The organism is Staphylococcus sp. FSL W8-1268 (assembly GCF_038003965.1).
GTDB classification, from domain to species: Bacteria; Bacillota; Bacilli; order Staphylococcales; family Staphylococcaceae; genus Staphylococcus; species Staphylococcus hominis.
Genome location: NZ_JBBOQE010000001.1, coordinates 1,742,353 through 1,760,974 on the forward strand (window position 1 = coordinate 1,742,353; position 18,622 = coordinate 1,760,974).

Consider the following 18,622-nt stretch of genomic DNA (forward strand, 5'->3'; position numbering starts at 1 on the left):
CATTATAAAAAAGACCACGAGTATAAGTAAATTACTCGTGGTCTTATTTTAGTTATCTTTCTTTTTTCCTGTTTCACGATCAATTGATTTATCGATATATACATGTTTAAGTGAATAATCTCCACCTATTTGATGATATTCTATACCTTTTACTTGTGGATTTCTTAATGTAGCTGTTCCTTTTTGATAAATTGGAGCTACGGGTGCATCGTTTAAAAATAGCTCTTCAGCTTGTCTCATCGTCGCAAAACGTTCTTTAGGTTTTTGCAATAATTCTCCATTCGCTTTTTCTAATAAATTATCGTACTCTTTACTTCCCCATCCAATATTATTTTGAGCATTGCCAGTAGTCATTGTATCTAAAAATGTAGTTGGATCTGGATAGTCAGGACCCCAACCTGATAATGACATTGAATAATTCATTGATAATTCTGCTTCTACTCTTTGTTTGAATGGTAATTGTTTAATTTTAACTGTTACACCTGGTAAATTAGATTCAATTTGAGATTTAATAAATTCTGCAGAAATTTTTGAATCTGGTGTATCTTCAGTATTTAAAGTAAAAGTGAATTTATCTTTTCCTAAAGCTTTTTTCGCCTTATTCAGATGTTGTTTGGCTTCTTTAGGATTAAATTTTAAAGGTGATTTAACAGTACTTGCATAATCTTTTCCTTCAGGTGTTTTAACAGTATCTCGTGCAGTGAAACCATCAAAAGGTTTAGCACCTGTTCCTAGAACTTCATTAACATAATCTTTTTTATTTACAGATTGTGCGATTGCTAAACGCATATCTTTATTTTTGAACTCTGGTTGCTGTTTTTCATTCATTTTCAAGAAGAAAGTAGATGCTATTAAACGTTTGAATAGACCTGGATTATCTTTATATTTATCGACTTGTTCAGACGTGATACCTGCACTATCTACCGAATTAGTATCATATAGTGATGCCCCAGCTTGAGTATCTTTCAAAATTTTATAATTTACTCTATCTAATTTAACAGACTTTTTATCCCAATAGTTATCATTTTTGGTCAGCACAATTTTATCTTCTACTGCCCATTTACTCACTTTAAACGGACCATTATATACTACTTTTTCAGCAGTTGTTCCATATTTATCACCGTATTTTTTAACTGCTTTTTCATTTTGTGGCATAAATGTACCAAATGCTAGCATTTGTTTAAAATATGGAATAGGTTTAGTAAGATCAATTTTTAATGTGTAATCATCTAAGGCTTTAATACCTAAATCCTTTGGTTTTTTTCCATGTTTACCTAAATTAATATCTTCTGCATTTTTAATATCATACATTATGTATGCATATTCTGAAGCCGTTTTTGGATCTACAGCTTTTCTCCAAGCAAATACAAAATCATGTGCCGTAACTGGATCTCCATTTGACCATTTTGCATTTTTACGTAATTTAATCGTTAATGTTTTTCCATTATTAGATTCTTTTGGATCACCTTTAGCTATTCCTGGAATTGCTTCATCTTTTCCATTTAATGTATATAATCCTTCGAAAACTTGATTATAAATTGTAAAAGAAACGGTATCAGTTGCCAAAACGGTATCCAGAGTATTCATATCTGATGACGTTGCTACTCGATAAGTCTGACCGCTATCATCATATAATCCGCCACTTTTCCCACATGCACTAAGTAGCAAAGTTGTCACGATTAATCCTAAAATCACTTTAAAATTTATCTTTTTCATCTTAATGTTGTCCTCCCTTCCTCAGACTTAATTATGTTGAAGATGAGTTTGATCTTGTTCTTTTAAACGTACTGCTTCTTCATCTGTTACAAAAACGTAATGATTAGGTCTAATTTCTTGCAGTCTACGTTCTGCATTTTTAGATTCATCTTCTTCATACACAATTCGTTTTCTTGTTCTTTCACTATCAGGATCAGGTTGAGGGATAGCAGATAACAGTGATTTAGTATAATCATGTAAAGGATGATAATAAATTTCGTCAGACGTTCCTAATTCTACAATTTTTCCAAAATGCATTACTGCTATACGATCAGAAATATATTTAACCATTGATAAATCATGGGCAATAAATAGGAAAGTAATACCTCGTTCTTTTTGCAATTTCAGCATTAAATTCACTACTTGAGCTTGAATAGACACATCCAATGCAGAAATAGGCTCATCTGCAATAATAAACTCAGGCTCTACAGCTAACGCACGAGCAATTCCTATACGTTGACGTTGTCCACCAGAGAACTCGTGAGGATAACGATTCGCATGTTCCTTACTTAAACCTACTGTTTCTAGCAAATCATATACACGACGTTTACGATCTTTTTTATTACTTGCTAACTTATGAATATCAATACCTTCTGCTACAATATCCATGACCTTTAGACGTGGGTTTAAAGATGCATATGGATCTTGAAAAATCATTTGAATTTTCTTATTGAAATTTAATAACTCTTTTCTTTTAGTAATCTTCTGGATGTCCTGTCCTTCGTAAAGAATTTCACCATCTGTAATATCATTTAGTTTAATAATTGCTTTTCCAGTTGTAGATTTCCCACATCCAGATTCTCCTACTAATCCCAATGTTTCTCCCTTATAAATATTAAATGAAATATTTTCTATTGCTCTAACTTCATTACGTTTGCCTTCATTAAAATACTGCTTCAAATTTTTTATTTCTAATAATACTTTTTTACTCTTCTCCATTGAACGACACCCTTTCTACTCGACGTGGTTTGTCGTAATTATTAGGCATTTGACGTTGTCTCTTTTTCACCATTTCCAGTGGTTCAACTTTTGGGGCGCGTTCGTCTAACAACCATGATTTCACATAATGAGTAGGCGATACTTTAAACCATGGTGGTGCTTCCTTAAAGTCAATGTCTAGTGCATATTGACTACGTCTTGCAAATGCATCACCTTTTGGTGGATGTAATAAATCAGGCGGGGTACCTGGAATTGCAATTAACTCTGTCTCGTTACTTGTCGTTAAATCAGGCATTGAAGATAATAATCCCCATGTATATGGATGTTTTGGATCATAGAAGATTTCATCGACATGTCCAGTCTCAATCATTTGCCCACCATACATAACAGCCACTCTATCAGCCACATTTGCTACTACCCCTAAGTCATGTGTAATAAAAATAATAGATGTTTCAATTTTTTGTTGTAATTCTTTCATTAAATCTAAAATCTGTGCTTGCATTGTTACATCAAGTGCTGTCGTTGGTTCATCTGCAATTAAAATTTTAGGTTCGCATGCCAAGGCAGTTGCAATAACAATTCTTTGACGTTGTCCCCCAGAAAATTGATGGGGATATGCTTTAAATCTTTTTTCTGCATTAGGCAGTCCTACTAAATTTAAAATTTCAAGTGCACGTTTCTTTGCTTCAGATTTACTATAATGACGATGTTTTATTAAAGGTTCCATGACTTGCTTACCAATTTGCATCGTAGGATTTAATGACGTCATAGGGTCTTGAAATATCATAGAAATATCTTTACCACGAAGTTTGTTTAATTCTTTTTCAGATTTAATTGCTAAATCTTCCCCTAAAAAATTAATTGTTCCTTTTTTAATTCTCCCTGTATCACCCTGGAACAATTTTGTAATTGCTTTTGTTGTTACAGATTTGCCAGAACCTGATTCTCCGACAATCGCTAATGTTTCCCCTTTATTTAAAAAGAAATCTACTCCTCTAACCGCTTGCACTTCCCCGGCAGTAATATCAAAGGAAACATGCAAGTTGTTCACTTCTAACACTCTTTCTGACATAGATTTTGCCTCCTTTGTTATTTACGCATTTTTGGATCAAATGCATCGCGTAATCCGTCACTAAATAAGTAAAAGAATAAGATTAATAAACTTAATACTGTAGCTGGAATAAATAATTCATGTGGGTGTATTAACAACATTGCTCGTCCATCATTTACGAGTGAACCAAGTGATGTTTTCGGTGCAGGTACCCCTATACCAATAAAGCTTAAAAATGCTTCGAAGAAAATTGCACTTGGTACAGTAAACATAGATGTTACTACAATGGCACCTAGTGTATTTGGTAAAATATGTTTAAAAATTAATTTAAATTTTGAAGCTCCCAATGTTCTTGAAGCCATTACAAATTCTTGACTTTTTAGTTTTAAAAATTCACCACGCACTACTCTACTCATACCTAACCATCCGGTGATAGACATAGCTAAAATAATCGTCCAAATAGATGGTTCAAATATCAATACAAATAAAATAACAATAATAAGATTAGGAATAGATGCTATAATTTCTAAAATACGTTGCATCACATTGTCAACACGTCCCCCAAAAAATCCTGAAATAGCGCCATAAACGACCCCTATAAAGATATCTAGTGCAGCAGCTACAATGCCAATAAATAATGAAATTTGAGCACCTTTCCATGTTCTAGTCCAAAGATCACGACCTAATTGATCTGTACCAAACCAAAAGTTTTCTTTCACGCCCGCTTCTTTATAAGCGCTCTTACCATCTGCTCCTGTTCCATCAAAAGGTAAAAAGTGTACTTGATCTAGTACTGGAATTTTAGCAGGTAAATTTCGTCTAGTAACATCTTGTTCGGCATAATCATGTTTACTAAATGCTGGTCCTACAAATGCAAGAATGACAATTAAAATGAGTCCAATCAAACCGACAATAGCTAGTTTATTTCTTTTCAACTGTGTCCAAGCATCTTGCCAGAAGTTTTTACTTTCACGTTGTATTTCTGGTTCTTTATTTAAATCGAGTTCCCTAATAACAAAATCCGTCCCAACCGCTCCCTCAGAGGTATGTGACATCGCTGCATTTGAATGATCATCAAATGGTTTATTAAAATTTTCAGGCATTATTTTTTACCTCCTTGTACACGGATTCTTGGATCAATTACACCATAAAGAATATCTACGATAAAAATTGAAACGATAAATAATGTACTAAATAAAATTGTAGTAGCCATAATAACTGAGAAATCATTTGTTGTAATCGATCTAACAAATTGGTCCCCTAAACCGGGTACACCAAAGATATTTTCAATAGTCAGAGTCCCTGTTAAAATACCGGCTAACATTGGAACAATAATTGTAATAATAGGAATTAATGCATTTCTTAATGCATGCCCAAAAAGGACTCTTATCGGCGAGTTACCTTTAGCTCTTGCTAATAATATGTAATCAGAACTTAGTACCTCTATCATTTCAGCTCGAATGTAACGAGCTACTGTGGCCATTACACTTGCTGATAATGCTAAGGAAGGCAACACTGCAGTTGAAAATCCTTCCCATCCTGCCACTGGAAACCATCTTAAACGTACTGCAAAAACGTATTGTAATAGTACTGCTAAGACGAATGAAGGTACTGATACTGCTATAACTGAAATAACAGTAGTTGTATAGTCTACCCAAGTGTTTTGTTTCGTAGCAGCTGCTACGCCTAAAATTAAACCTAAAATCACTCCAATAATCATTGCAGTAATACCCATTTCCATAGAAGGAATCAATCTAGGTCTAATTAATGACCAAACTGGTTGATTATGATATTGGAACGAATAGCCAAAATCCCCAGTTACTACATTTTTTAAATAATGAAGATATTGCACTGCTACTGGATCGTTTAATCCATATTTTTCGTTTAAAATTGCTTTTTGCTCAGCGCTTAATTTAACATCATTAAATGGTGATCCAGGCATCATTTTCATTAAGAAAAATGTAATTGTGATGATAATAAATAACGATAAAACCATATATCCCAAACGTTTTAATATATATCGCGTCATCATATAGTCCCCCTTTACTAAATATTCAAAATTAACATTCCCTTCAAAATTTTCAGAAATATTTATACACATTATATATACTTTTTACATAAAATTGCAATATAATTTTACATTTTCTTAATATAAGTGTAATTTTTATATATATTATTTAAAAGAATATATATTTTAGATTTTATTTATAGTAAGTTTACAGTAAATTAGACTATATAGATAAGAAGGTTGGAGGTATACATGAACAATATTAAAACTTGGTTTATATGGCTCTTTTTGCCACTTATATGTACTTTTTTACTTTGGATGTTCGTAACTCAACATTCCTTTGTCTCATTTGTTGATATCTTATTTTATATATCACTTGTATTATTTATATTGTTATTTTTAATTCTCCTTGTACAAGAAGGTATATTTGATGCTACAAGTTTTGGTTTTAGACGCATGCGTTATCAACTCGCTTCTCGCTCTAAGAAAAAAACTTTAGAGAACGATGACTTTTTCAATCCAAAACAAGTAAAAAAAGAGCATTATACCATTTCAACATGGTTACTACCTGCTCTAATACTATGTGCATTTTACTTCATTTTGACTATTCTTATTTCAATTTTTCTATAAACGTAAAAAAACCATGCATATTATTGCATGGTTTTCTACTCTTAACTTAATTTTTAATCTTTAAACTTTTTAAATACTAATACTGCGTTATGTCCACCGAAACCTAGACTATTACTCATTGCATATTCAATTTCTAAATCTTGTGCTTCATTAGGAACAATATCTAAGTCACATTCTGGATCTGGTGAATCTGCATGAATCGTCGGTGCAACTTTAGAGTCACGAATAGATAATGCAGAGAAAATTGCTTCAATTCCCCCAGTAGCACCTAATAAATGTCCTGTCATCGATTTAGTTGAACTAATTTTTAAGTTTTTAGCTGCATCTCCAAATGTATTTTTAATCGCTTTAATTTCATACAAGTCACCTACTGGCGTACTTGTACCATGTGCATTTAAGTATTGAATATCTTTAGCTTCAATACCTGCATCATCTAAAGCCGCTTGCATTGCACGAGAACCACCTTCGCCTTCAGGTGCTGGTGCAGTAATGTGATAAGCATCTCCAGTTGAACCATATCCTACAATTTCAGCGTAAATTTGTGCGCCACGTGTTTGTGCTGATTCTAATGATTCAATGACTAAGATACCAGCGCCTTCACCCATGATAAATCCATCACGTTCTTCTTGGAAAGGACGACAAGCTGTTTCTTTATCATCGTTTGTTGATAATGCACGACTTGCACTGAATCCTGCAAGTGCCATATGCGTAATAGGTGCTTCAGTACCCCCAGTAATCATAGCATCAGCAGCACCTCTTTGAATGATTTTAAATGCTTCACCGATAGAATTTGTACCTGTGGCGCAAGCAGTAACAGTTGAACCATTAGGTCCTTTTGCACCTAAATCAATTGAAACTTGGCCAGTAGCCATGTCAGGAATAAGCATTGGAACAAAGAAAGGACTAACTCTTCTTGGTCCCTTATTCTTCAGTATTGTATGTGCAACTTCAAATGTTTCCATTCCACCAATACCTGAACCAATCCATACACCGATACGATTAGCATTATCGTCATTGATAGTTAAATTAGCATCTTCTACAGCTTGTCTTGCCGCTACTACTGCATATTGTGTAAAACGATCCATGCGACGCGCATCTTTTTTCGAAATATGATCTTCAATATTAAAGTCTTTTAATTCACCTGCTAAGTGAACGTTATATTCTTCAGTATCAACGCGTGTAATTGTATCAATTCCATTGACACCTTTTAAGGCATTTTCCCAATTTGTTTGGGCATCGTTTCCAATAGGTGATAATGCACCCATGCCTGTAATTACCACTCTTTTGTTTTCAGTCATACATTAAATCCTCCTATTTACCCCATTTGATTACCATAGCGCCCCATGTTAGGCCGCCACCGAAACCTACGAGTACTAAAGTGTCATCATCTTTAATTCTTCCATTTTCTAACTCTTGTTGAATACTTAAAGGAATCGAAGCAGCTGACGTGTTTCCAAAACGGTTAACTGAAACACTCATTTTTTCTCTTTCAATACCCAATCTTTCACGTGCTGATTCCATAATTCTGATATTTGCTTGATGTGGTATAAACATATCAATATTATCAGATTCTAAACCAGCTTTTTCAACTACACGTGTAGACGCTTCGCCCATAATTCTTACAGCGAATTTAAAAACTTCGCGTCCATTCATTACTAGTTTACCAGTCTCTTTATTTAAATATAAGTATTTTCCACCTGACCCATCTGAGCCCATTTCATAGCTAATAATACCTCGTCCTTCTGAGACTTCACCAATTACTACTGCACCTGCACCGTCTCCAAATAATACAGCGGTTGAACGATCAGTTAAGTCAGTGATTTTGGATAATTTATCCGCACCCACTACTAGAATATTTTTATAGTCTCCAGATTGAACATATTGTTTTGCAGTAATCATTGAATACATGAAACCTGAGCATGCAGCAAGTTGATCCATAGTAGGCACTTTACCAGTACCTAATTTTTCTTGTAGTATATTAGCTACAGATGGAAATGGCATATCTCCAGTTGCTGTAGCTACAATAATCATATCTATATCATTCGGTTTAATACCAGCATCTTCAATTGCTTTCTTACTTGCTTCATATGCTAAGTCTGACGTATCTTGATCGTCACGAGACCAACGTCTTTCTTTAATACCAGTCATTTTTGAAATCCATTCATCAGACGTATCTAAAAAACCTTCAAAATAGGCGTTATCGACTACTCTTTCAGGCGCATAAGCACCAAAACCTTTTATACCTACGTTCATGAACGTACACCTTCTCACTTCATTTTTTAATACCAGGTATTAATTTAACATACTTTTTAAATCTAACTCAAGTAGTTAAACTTTCTTAAACGATTTTGTTAAACAGTCACGAGTCAATAACTCATATAAAAATTGGTACAAATTTTTATACATTCTCTACTAATACTATACAAATAATTCACTTTACTTTAAAATGATAATATATATAAATTGGAGGTCATATATATGAAATACCTCGTAACTTTTATTTGGGCGTTAATCTTAACACAAATGGTTAACTTTGTACTTAATAGTTTAAATGGTGGCGGTAGTTTAGATGTGATTAAACCAATTATTATTGCAATCATCATTACCATTGCTATTGCCATTTTAAGTGCTATGATTAAACCTAATGATTTCGCTCGTAAAGGGAATAGAGACGTCTAAATGGTATTGCATTACGTGTTTGGAGTAATATAATGCTCTTAACAAGTTTAATAATAAGAAAAGGCATTGGAAAGCTTTGCTTTCCAATGCCTTTTTATATACTATTCAGCTAAAGGTTTTTGTACATCAAATGTTAATTCTTGACTATCGTTAAGATCAACATTTACTTTTGTACCTTCTGGCATATTTTCTTTAATCATCATACGAGCGAGTGGTGTTTCAATTTGACGTTGTACAAAACGTTTAAGTGGTCTAGCACCAAATTGTGGTTCGTATGCTTCTTCACCTAACCATTTTTTAGCTTCGTCTGATACTTCAATTGAAATACGTTGATCCATTAATCGAATATTTAATTGAGTTAAAATTTTATCTACAATCATACTCATATCATTTATAGATAATGGTTTAAATAATACAATATCATCCATACGGTTTAAGATTTCTGGTTTAAAGAATGCATGTAAACTATCCATAACTGCTTTTTCAGTGCTTTCAGTAATTTCACCAGAATCTTTAACATTTTCTAATAATATTTGTGAACCGATATTACTTGTCATGATAATAATTGTATTTTTGAAATCTACGCTACGACCTTTAGAATCAGTTAAACGCCCTTCATCTAAAATTTGAAGTAACACGTTGAATACATCACTATGCGCTTTTTCAACTTCGTCGAGTAGAATAACTGAATATGGGTTACGTCTTACCGCTTCAGTTAATTGACCACCTTCATCATGGCCTACATAACCAGGAGGCGCACCAATTAATCTAGAAACAGAATGTTTTTCCATATATTCACTCATGTCAATACGAATCATATGTTTTTCAGAATCGAATAGTGATGAAGCGAGTGATTTAGCTAATTCTGTTTTACCTACACCAGTTGGACCTAAGAATAAGAAACTACCTATTGGACGATTAGGATCTTTTATACCTGCACGTGCTCTCACTACAGCATCTGACACAAGATCTACCGCTTTATCTTGCCCTACGACACGTTCATGTAAGATATCACTTAAGTTTAATAATTTTTCTCTTTCTGTTTCGACTAATTTAGAAACTGGAATACCTGTCCATTGGCTTACAATATCTCCAATTTCCTCATCAGAAACAACTTCGCGAATCATGCGTTCATTATCGCCTTGTTCATCATGGAAAGCTTCTTCGTATTCTTTTAATTCTTTTTCTAATTGTGGAATCGTACCATATTGTAATTCTGCCGCTTTTTCATAATTACTTTCTGTTTGCGCATCTTCTAAAGCTTGACGACTACGATCTAATTCAGCACGTTTTTCTTGAACTTTCGCGATTTTTTCTTTTTCTTGTTCTACACGAGATTGTAATGACGTTTGTTTTTCTTTTTCATTTGAAAGTTCTTCTTGTAATTCTTCTAATCGATGTTTACTTGCATTATCTGATTCATTTTTCAATGCACTTTCTTCAATTTCTAATTGCATAACACGGCGATTAACTTGGTCTAATTCAGTTGGATTTGATCCCATTTCTGTTCGGATAGTGGCACATGCTTGGTCGACTAAATCAATTGCTTTATCTGGTAAGAATCGATCAGTAATATAACGATCTGATAATTCTGCTGCTGCTACTAAAGCACGGTCTTGAATACGCACACCATGATAAACTTCATAGCGTTCTTTTAAACCACGTAAGATTGAAATTGTATCTTCTACGTCAGGTTCACTTACACCTACTTTTTGGAATCGACGTTCTAAGGCTGAATCTTTTTCAATATATTCTCGATATTCATTCAATGTTGTAGCACCAATACAATGCAATTCACCACGAGCTAACATTGGTTTTAACATATTACCAGCATCCATTGCACCATCTGTTTTACCAGCACCAACTAACATGTGAATTTCATCAATAAATAGGATAATACGTCCATCTGATTCTTTCACTTCTTTAAGTACTGCTTTAAGACGTTCTTCAAATTCACCTCTAAATTTTGCACCTGCAACTAATGCACTTAAATCTAATTCGAAAATAGTTTTATCTAGCAATGATTCTGGCACATCTTTACGCACAATACGTTGTGCTAATCCTTCTACAATTGCAGTTTTACCTACACCAGGCTCTCCAATTAATACTGGGTTATTTTTAGTTTTACGGCTTAAAATTCGAATGGTATTACGAATTTCTTCATCTCTACCAATAACTGGATCCATTTTGCCTTGGCGAACTTCTTCTACTAAATCTCTACCATATTTCTCTAAAGCTTCATAATTTACTTCTGGATTTTGTGAAGTCACATGATTTCCCCCTCTAACTTTAGTAATAATTTCTTTGACTACTTCTTCTTTATTTCCTACAAATTGTTGTGTTGTTTCATCAATATCCATAGCAGCACGTAAAATATGTTCCATTGAGATATAATCATCTTCATATTCTTTCATATATGACTCAGCTTTATTTAATAATTCGTTTGCTTTTGAGCCAATATATTGTCCATATTGCACATTATCTCCTTGTACTGATGGATAGTGTTTCAATTTTTCACTATACGCTTGATTTAATTGATCAGTGTCTATATTTGCACGTTCTAAAATACTTTTAAACAAGCTTTCGTCTTCTTCTAAAGTTCCTTTTAGTATTGCTTCAATTTCAATATTTTGTAATTCATTTTCTTTACTTAATTCAATTGCTTTTTGCAAAGCTTCTTGTACTTTATAAGTCATTTGATTGATATCCAAATTTATTCACCCCTACTTTTTGTATAAGAGTATGGTCAAATACTTCTTTGTTTGGCTTTGACTTTGACTTTCTTTGACCTTAATTACATTATAGACCTTCTTTGCTAATTAATCAACACTTTTACTCATCTTTTTAACAATTCAATAAATCCTATCATATCAAGCAATTTATTTACGTTTCACTCATTATTTATCATATCACCTTACTATTTAAACATTGTTACCTTAATTTTTTCATAAATATTAAAAAAGGATTAACTTTGTGAGCATCCTCAACTAGTTAATCCTTTTTAATTATTTATTTTTTAGTCATATTTTTTAGTATTTCGTCCGACAATGCTTGTACCCCACTATGTTCTAAGTGCACACCATCAGATGCAAAATATTCAGTATGACCGGCAGAACGTTTATACCAGTCTACTAAAACAACATTTTTATGTCGTTTAGCTGCGTCTGAAAGTTGTTTATTTACATTATCTTGCCAGCTTCTCGGTACCCTTGTATTAACTAAATATATTTTGGCTTTACCAAATTTACTAATAAGTTGGTCAAGCTCATCTTGAGTAAAATCTCCATTTGTACCAAGTTCTAATACAACTTGATTTGATGGTTTATTATAATTAGTATAATTATTTGCAACTATCAAAGCTTCTTGTAAATGGCGACCTACTTTACCATCTATAGTTGCTTTAGGAACTTGAGATTTAAATTCTTCACCAATATCTACCATAACTGAATCGCCAATAAGTAATGGGCTGATATTGGTGTAAACTTTATCTTTATTCTCACTCTTACTTGTTTGTCCATTTAACTTAATATTTTCACCGGGCATCATTTTAACTAAATATTTATCAGCAGTACTTGTATTAAAACTGTTTGCTTTATTTGCAATTTCATCTTTTCCAAATCGATCAAATGCACCCATAAATATTAATAGCAATGGAATCACAGCTATGATAGTAACTATTGTTCTTATAAATTTAGGTCTACGTAATCGGTCAAAAGAAAATGCGCTTAACCCTTCACGTCTAAATGGTGTTTCAATATAACGATAAGATAATTCCGCAAACACCACAGTTAATAGTATATCTAAGATATATACATATATTGGTAATTGACCATCAACAAAATGTATATGTAGAAAACTAATGACGGCGAAATGCCATAAGTATAAACTATATGAACGTTTTCCGATATACACTAACAAAGGATGTCCTAGAAATTTAGCAATCATTGTAGATGGGTGAACGACACTTGCAATAACAAATAATGTCACTAAAGATATCAAATAAAACCCACCATTGTATATCCAATCACTATCGTCGTTAACAGTAAAGAATAAAATAATTAAGATAAGTAGGCTACCTATACCAATTCCATCTATTGCACGACGTAATCGTTGTGGTGGATTAGCTTTTAATTTAAATGGTGGCCAAACAAACGCCAATATGACGCCTAATAATAATGTTTGTAAACGAGTATCTGTACCAAAATAAACACGCGAATATCCCACATTTGGTTGTGATATAATGACCATTTCTAATAAAGAGGCCAATGATACTATCCAAAATATAAGTGTCACATTACGATATTTTTTAATCGTAAGTAATAATATCACTAAAATGAATGGGAAAAATAAATAAAATTGTTCTTCGATAGCAAGAGACCATAAATGTTTAAGAGGCATGAATGAAAATTGTTCAAAATAGTTAACGTCTTTAGCGATATACCACCAATTTGAAACATAAAATAGCGCTGCAATAATATCATGTTTAACTCTAATAATTTGTTGAGGTTCAAATAATAAGGTTGCAATACCTACTGTTATTAATAAAGCTATCACCGCTGGCAGTAGACGTTTTATGCGTCTAATCCAAAATTGTTTAAGATTAATAATTCCTTTTTCTTCATACTCTCTCAAAAGTAAACTTGTAATTAAATATCCTGAAATAACGAAGAAAGTATCTACACCAATAAAACCTCCAGTTAGCCACTTTCTATTCAAATGATATATAACGATGCCTAATACGGCAATTGCTCTTAGACCATCTAAACCAGGCATATAGCGCATTTTTGTTTTATCATGCACGCCCTTTTCTAAATTTTGTTTCATTGTTCACATTCTTTCCCTATTAAATAATAAATTTTCAATAAATTCATTAGATATAAAAGCACTAAAATCAGAATAACAATAAAGTTAATTATAGAAGTTTATATGTATGATTGGTCATTCTATAGTCTATGAATTTAATACACTGTATAATATGATTCTGTGTTTTATACTAAGTTGACTGAAAACTTGATATACAATTAAATAAAATATAAATTCATTTTCATTGATTAATTCTTAATTGTTGAAAATTATACTTTTCCTAAGATATAAGTCTTATGTATTGTAGTATAACCTAGAAGTAAATTCAATTTATATTACAATTGTGTCATTTCTTTTTTACTCATTTAAAAATAAAATTGTCACATTCTTATATATTAAAAAAGAGAGTAGAAGAAAAATTCATCCCCTACTCTCTATTAAATATTGTATCTAGCGCTTCATAATAAATAGCTTCATACATTAATGCTATCGAGCTCGCTTAAATTTATCCAACGCCTAATGCGATTTTTGCATATCTAGACATCATATCTTTATTCCATGGCGGATTCCAAACAATATTAACTTCTGTATCTTGAATCTCTGGAATTTCGGCTAATACTGTCTTAATTTGATCGATGATTTGTGGTCCAAGTGGACAGCCCATAGATGTAAGTGTCATTTCTACAGTACATAATCCTTCATCATCAACGTTTACTTTATATACTAAACCTAAATTAACAATGTCTATACCTAATTCAGGGTCAATTACCATTTCCAAAGCGCCAAGGATACTATCTTTTAATGCTTCTTCCATTAGTATCACCTCTCCATAATTATCTTTACACTAATATATCAAATATCCGACAAAACGCCAATAAAATGCTATGATACAAATAAACTAATATTTATGAACCGTAATGCAAGGAGATATTTATGAAACCTTATTTAATTTGTTTAGATTTAGATGGAACATTATTAAATGATAATAAAGAAATTAGTGATTATACAAAAAAAGTTTTAACTTCTTTACAAAAACAAGGTCATTACTTAATGATTGCAACTGGACGTCCTTATCGTGCAAGCCAAATATATTATCATGAACTTAATATGAATACACCTATTGTTAATTTTAATGGTGCCTACGTTCATCATCCAAAAGCAGATGACTTTGAAACCAAACATGAGGTATTAGATGTAGATATCGCTAGAAGTATTATAGAGGCACTTCAAAAAGCTAATGTTACAAATATTATTGCTGAAGTTAGAGACAGTGTCTTTATCAATAATCATGATCCTCGATTATTTGAAGGTTTTTCAATGGGTAATCCTAAAATTCAAACAGGCAATTTATTAGAAAAACTTGATGAATCTCCAACTTCCATATTAGTGGAAGCTGAAGAAGTGAATATCACACGTATTAAACAAATGTTAACTCGTTTTTATGCTGAAAATATTGAACATCGTCGTTGGGGTGCACCCTTTCCTGTTATTGAAATCGTAAAACGAGGTATTAGTAAAGCTCGTGGCATTGACTATGTTAAATCATATTTAAATATAGATTCTTCTAATATTATTGCATTTGGAGATGAAGATAATGATTTAGAAATGATTAAATATGCTCAATACGGAATTGCTATGGACAATGGTTTAGATGATTTAAAACATATCGCTAATCATATCACTTATTCTAATAACGAAGATGGAATTGGGCGTTACCTAAATGAATTTTTCAAGCTAGAAATACCTTATCAATAATAAAAATGAGAGTACTTAAAGTAAGATTCTAAAGATTATAATTGTATCTTACTTGTTTACTTCTTAGTTATGGAGGATATGTATGACTAAAATTATTATAGTTGGTGCTGTTGCTGGGGGCGCAACATGTGCAAGTCAAATTCGTCGCTTAGATAAAGAAAGTGACATTATCATTTTTGAAAAAGATCGAGATATGAGTTTTGCTAATTGTGGTTTACCTTACTATATTGGACATCTCGTTTCTGATCGTCATCAAATATTGCCTATTACACCAGACGTTTTTAAAGAGAAGAAAAATATTGTAGTTAAAACACATCATGAAGTAATTGGAGTCAACGATCAACAACATGTTGTACGTGTATTGAATCATCAAACAGGCGAAACATTCGATGAAACTTATGACAAATTAATTTTAAGTCCTGGTGCTAGTGCGAATACTCTTGGATTTACCAATGACTTTACTTTCACTCTAAGAAATGCAGAAGATATGGACCAAATTGATCAATATATTACTCGTCATAAAGCTAAACGAGCATTAGTTGTCGGTGCTGGTTACATTTCATTAGAAGTATTAGAAAATCTTTATCAACGTGGTCTTGATGTGACATGGATTCATCGTTCAGATAAAGTCAATAAATTAATGGACCAAGATATGAATGCAGCCATTTTTAGCGAAATTGATCAAAGAAACATTTCATATAGATTAAATGAAGAAATTGAATCAATTCAAGCGCATACTGTTTATTTTAAATCTGGTATACGTGAAGATTTCGATATTATTATTGAAGGGATAGGAACTCATCCTAATTCATCATTTTTACGTTCATCAAATATTCATATAGATAAAAAAGGATTTATTCCTGTTGATGATTGCTTTAAAACAAATATACCTGATATTTATGCTCTAGGTGATGTCATCACCTCACACTATCGCCATGTAAATATGAATGCTCAAGTACCTTTAGCTTGGGGCGCTCATCGTGCAGCAAATATTATAGCAGAACAACTCTCAGGTAATAAAAATATTACATTTAAAGGTTTTCTTGGTTCAAATATTGTAAAATTTTTTGACTACACTTTTGCGAGCGTAGGAATAAAACCTGAAGAATTAAGTCTATTTAATTATGAGATGGTTGAGATTAAGTCTGGTGCACACGCAGAATATTACCCAGGTAATACACCCCTACACTTACGTGTCTATTTTAATAAAGACAATAGACGATTATTACGCGCCGCAGCAGTTGGAAAACAAGGCGCCGATAAACGCATTGATATTTTATCAATGGCTATGATGAATCAACTTACAGTAGATGAATTGGTTGAATTTGAAGTTGCCTATGCGCCTCCTTATAGTCATCCTAAAGATTTAATCAATATGATTGGTTACAAAGCACGCAATATATAAAAAGAATCGTTTGAGTAGACACTCAAACGATTCTTTTTACTTAACTTAAACCGAACATTTTAGATAATGGGCCCCATGGTAAGATAATTCCAAGAGCCATAGTAATAATAATTAAAATAATTGTTGCCCAAAATAAGCCATGACTAGGTGCATGTTTTTTTCTTTTAGCTAATGATACTTCCATTAAAGCAACAACACCTAAGCCACATAACATTTTTAAAGTAAGAAGCATGTGGTTGCCACCCTCACCATGACTCGCTGCCATAAACTCTTCAATTAATTCCCAGAATCCTGAGAATAATGTAAGGAGCATAAAGACTCTAAGCCCCATATGTAATGATTTAAAAGTTGGTGTTGGTCCTTGTGATTTTGAAATGTGTAAAAATGCAATAATGTATAACACAATGGTTAAAACCCAACTCACAATATGCATATGTAACAAGACTTGATTACCTCCAATATTTATAATCACTTTCTTTCAATTATCATAACACATTTTCACTTTTTAAGTATTAAAATTAAAAAAGAAGAGAAGCCTTAGCTTCTCTCGCTTTAAACATAACTAGCATTATTGTTTGGCAATATAAGTTGTCAAAGTACCAATGTTATCAATAGTGACTTTAACTTCATCACCTGATTGTAAGAATTTTGGTGGTTGTAATCCAGCTCCTACACCCGCTGGGGTACCGGTTGCAATGATATCGCCTGGATGTAAAGCAACATATTTAGAAATTTCTTGAATTAAGTCATCAATTTTATTAATCATTTGACTAGTATTTCCATCTTGGCGAATTTCATTATTTACTTTAGTGACAATATTAACATTTTCTGGAGTAGGTAATTCATCTTTAGTAACAATATATGGTCCCATTGGGCAACCACCTGTTAAACTTTTAGATAAGAATGCTTGATCTTGTGCATTTTGAGCAGTGCGGTCTGTAATATCGTTAATAATGGTATAGCCATAAACATAATCTAGTGCTAAGCCTTTAGGAATCTTTTCGCCATGTTTACCGATAACAATACCTAATTCACCTTCGTAATCTAACTGATCTGTAATATCTTTATGATTTGGAATTGTTGCGTTATCACCAGTTAAAGAAGAAGCTGCTTTAGTGAACACATATAAACGTTGCACTTCATGATTTAACTCAGAAGCATGATCTTTATAGTTACGGCCAAAAGCAATAACATTGTTCGGTGGTGTTACAGGAGGTAAAAATTCAATATCATTAAATGAGAATTTATACTGATCTGCTTTTCCACTATTTTCAACAGCTACTACTGCTTTACGTACTTGTTCTTGGAAATCGAGTGTTTGATTTTGTTGTAAACCTTCAAGTAACGTTTGTGGATGGAAGTCTCCTTCACCAAATTCAGCAAAAATTTGTTTTAAATCCCATACAGCGTCTTCACGCTTTACTTTAACGCCATATGATTCAGCGTTATTGTATTTGAATGATAAAAATTTCATTCATTATCAACTCCTCATCTATATCTTATTTCATATTATAACTTTAATTATTAATAAATAACAAATATATATGTCTGAAATTTTAGAAATTTGACGTATCTTTTCTAAAATAAAATAAGATTG

General features: G+C 32.4%; 16 protein-coding genes. 4 read left to right on the plus strand and 12 right to left on the minus strand.

Features of this window, described 5'->3' with window-relative positions:
* Positions 1 to 48 precede the first annotated feature (48 nt).
* The 5 genes from NST64_RS08875 to opp3b are packed head-to-tail and all read right to left on the minus strand — an operon-like array spanning position 49 to position 5,774.
* Positions 49 to 1,716 carry a peptide ABC transporter substrate-binding protein gene (locus tag NST64_RS08875; protein WP_107632201.1) on the minus strand — a complete coding sequence of 556 codons (1,668 nt, stop codon included), beginning with the start codon at positions 1,714 to 1,716 and terminating at the stop codon, positions 49 to 51.
* Between the two features lie 27 nt (positions 1,717 to 1,743).
* Complete coding sequence (locus NST64_RS08880; RefSeq protein WP_002448126.1) at positions 1,744 to 2,694, minus strand: ABC transporter ATP-binding protein; 951 nt, start codon at positions 2,692 to 2,694, stop codon at positions 1,744 to 1,746.
* Positions 2,681 to 3,766: an ABC transporter ATP-binding protein gene (locus tag NST64_RS08885; protein ID WP_002448182.1), complete on the minus strand. Its 1,086-nt coding sequence runs from the start codon at positions 3,764 to 3,766 to the stop codon at positions 2,681 to 2,683. Before NST64_RS08885 ends, NST64_RS08880 begins: the two co-directional genes overlap by 14 nt.
* Positions 3,767 to 3,783: 17 nt before the next feature.
* Positions 3,784 to 4,848: an oligopeptide ABC transporter permease gene (gene opp3C, locus NST64_RS08890; protein ID WP_002448155.1), complete on the minus strand. Its 1,065-nt coding sequence runs from the start codon at positions 4,846 to 4,848 to the stop codon at positions 3,784 to 3,786.
* Positions 4,848 to 5,774, minus strand: coding sequence for an oligopeptide ABC transporter permease (gene opp3b, locus NST64_RS08895; RefSeq protein WP_107632200.1), 927 nt, complete (start codon positions 5,772 to 5,774; stop codon positions 4,848 to 4,850). Before opp3b ends, opp3C begins: the two co-directional genes overlap by 1 nt.
* A 231-nt stretch (positions 5,775 to 6,005) precedes the next feature.
* Between opp3b and NST64_RS08900 the strand changes: the two genes are divergently transcribed.
* Entirely contained in the window at positions 6,006 to 6,383 is a 378-nt protein-coding gene (locus NST64_RS08900; RefSeq protein ID WP_049418716.1) for a DUF3899 domain-containing protein, read from the plus strand.
* A 53-nt stretch (positions 6,384 to 6,436) separates the two neighbouring features.
* Here NST64_RS08900 and fabF read toward each other — a convergent pair whose 3' ends face one another.
* Positions 6,437 to 7,681: a beta-ketoacyl-ACP synthase II gene (gene fabF, locus NST64_RS08905; protein WP_049418714.1), complete on the minus strand. Its 1,245-nt coding sequence runs from the start codon at positions 7,679 to 7,681 to the stop codon at positions 6,437 to 6,439.
* A gap of 13 nt (positions 7,682 to 7,694) precedes the next feature.
* Positions 7,695 to 8,636, minus strand: a complete 942-nt coding sequence (locus NST64_RS08910) for a beta-ketoacyl-ACP synthase III (protein ID WP_002455533.1) — start codon at positions 8,634 to 8,636, stop codon at positions 7,695 to 7,697.
* Between the two features lie 225 nt (positions 8,637 to 8,861).
* On the opposite strand from NST64_RS08910, the gene NST64_RS08915 reads away from it, so the two are divergent.
* Complete coding sequence (locus NST64_RS08915; RefSeq protein WP_002448243.1) at positions 8,862 to 9,062, plus strand: DUF2929 family protein; 201 nt, start codon at positions 8,862 to 8,864, stop codon at positions 9,060 to 9,062.
* 101 nt (positions 9,063 to 9,163) lie between these two features.
* Here the strand turns inward: NST64_RS08915 and clpB are convergent, their stop codons facing one another.
* From clpB to NST64_RS08930, 3 genes are all read right to left on the minus strand, one after another.
* On the minus strand, positions 9,164 to 11,773 hold the full coding sequence (gene clpB / locus NST64_RS08920; protein ID WP_002448161.1) for an ATP-dependent chaperone ClpB: 2,610 nt from the start codon (positions 11,771 to 11,773) through the stop codon (positions 9,164 to 9,166).
* A 298-nt stretch (positions 11,774 to 12,071) separates the two neighbouring features.
* Positions 12,072 to 13,886 carry an acyltransferase family protein gene (locus NST64_RS08925; protein ID WP_049418711.1) on the minus strand — a complete coding sequence of 605 codons (1,815 nt, stop codon included), beginning with the start codon at positions 13,884 to 13,886 and terminating at the stop codon, positions 12,072 to 12,074.
* A gap of 484 nt (positions 13,887 to 14,370) precedes the next feature.
* Positions 14,371 to 14,679 (minus strand): metal-sulfur cluster assembly factor, encoded by a 309-nt coding sequence (locus NST64_RS08930; protein WP_002448080.1) that lies wholly within the window; start codon positions 14,677 to 14,679, stop codon positions 14,371 to 14,373.
* A gap of 119 nt (positions 14,680 to 14,798) precedes the next feature.
* Between NST64_RS08930 and NST64_RS08935 the strand changes: the two genes are divergently transcribed.
* Together NST64_RS08935 and NST64_RS08940 are read left to right on the plus strand one after the other, a co-directional pair.
* On the plus strand, positions 14,799 to 15,620 hold the full coding sequence (locus NST64_RS08935) for a Cof-type HAD-IIB family hydrolase (RefSeq protein ID WP_002455535.1): 822 nt from the start codon (positions 14,799 to 14,801) through the stop codon (positions 15,618 to 15,620).
* 82 nt (positions 15,621 to 15,702) lie between these two features.
* Positions 15,703 to 17,025 carry a CoA-disulfide reductase gene (locus tag NST64_RS08940; RefSeq protein WP_002488331.1) on the plus strand — a complete coding sequence of 441 codons (1,323 nt, stop codon included), beginning with the start codon at positions 15,703 to 15,705 and terminating at the stop codon, positions 17,023 to 17,025.
* 40 nt (positions 17,026 to 17,065) lie between these two features.
* On the opposite strand, the gene NST64_RS08945 is transcribed toward NST64_RS08940, so the two are convergent.
* Positions 17,066 to 17,467, minus strand: a complete 402-nt coding sequence (locus NST64_RS08945; RefSeq protein ID WP_002448252.1) for a YisL family protein — start codon at positions 17,465 to 17,467, stop codon at positions 17,066 to 17,068.
* 126 nt (positions 17,468 to 17,593) lie between these two features.
* Positions 17,594 to 18,499: a fumarylacetoacetate hydrolase family protein gene (locus tag NST64_RS08950; RefSeq protein WP_049418709.1), complete on the minus strand. Its 906-nt coding sequence runs from the start codon at positions 18,497 to 18,499 to the stop codon at positions 17,594 to 17,596.
* Between the last annotated feature and the right edge of the window lie 123 nt (positions 18,500 to 18,622).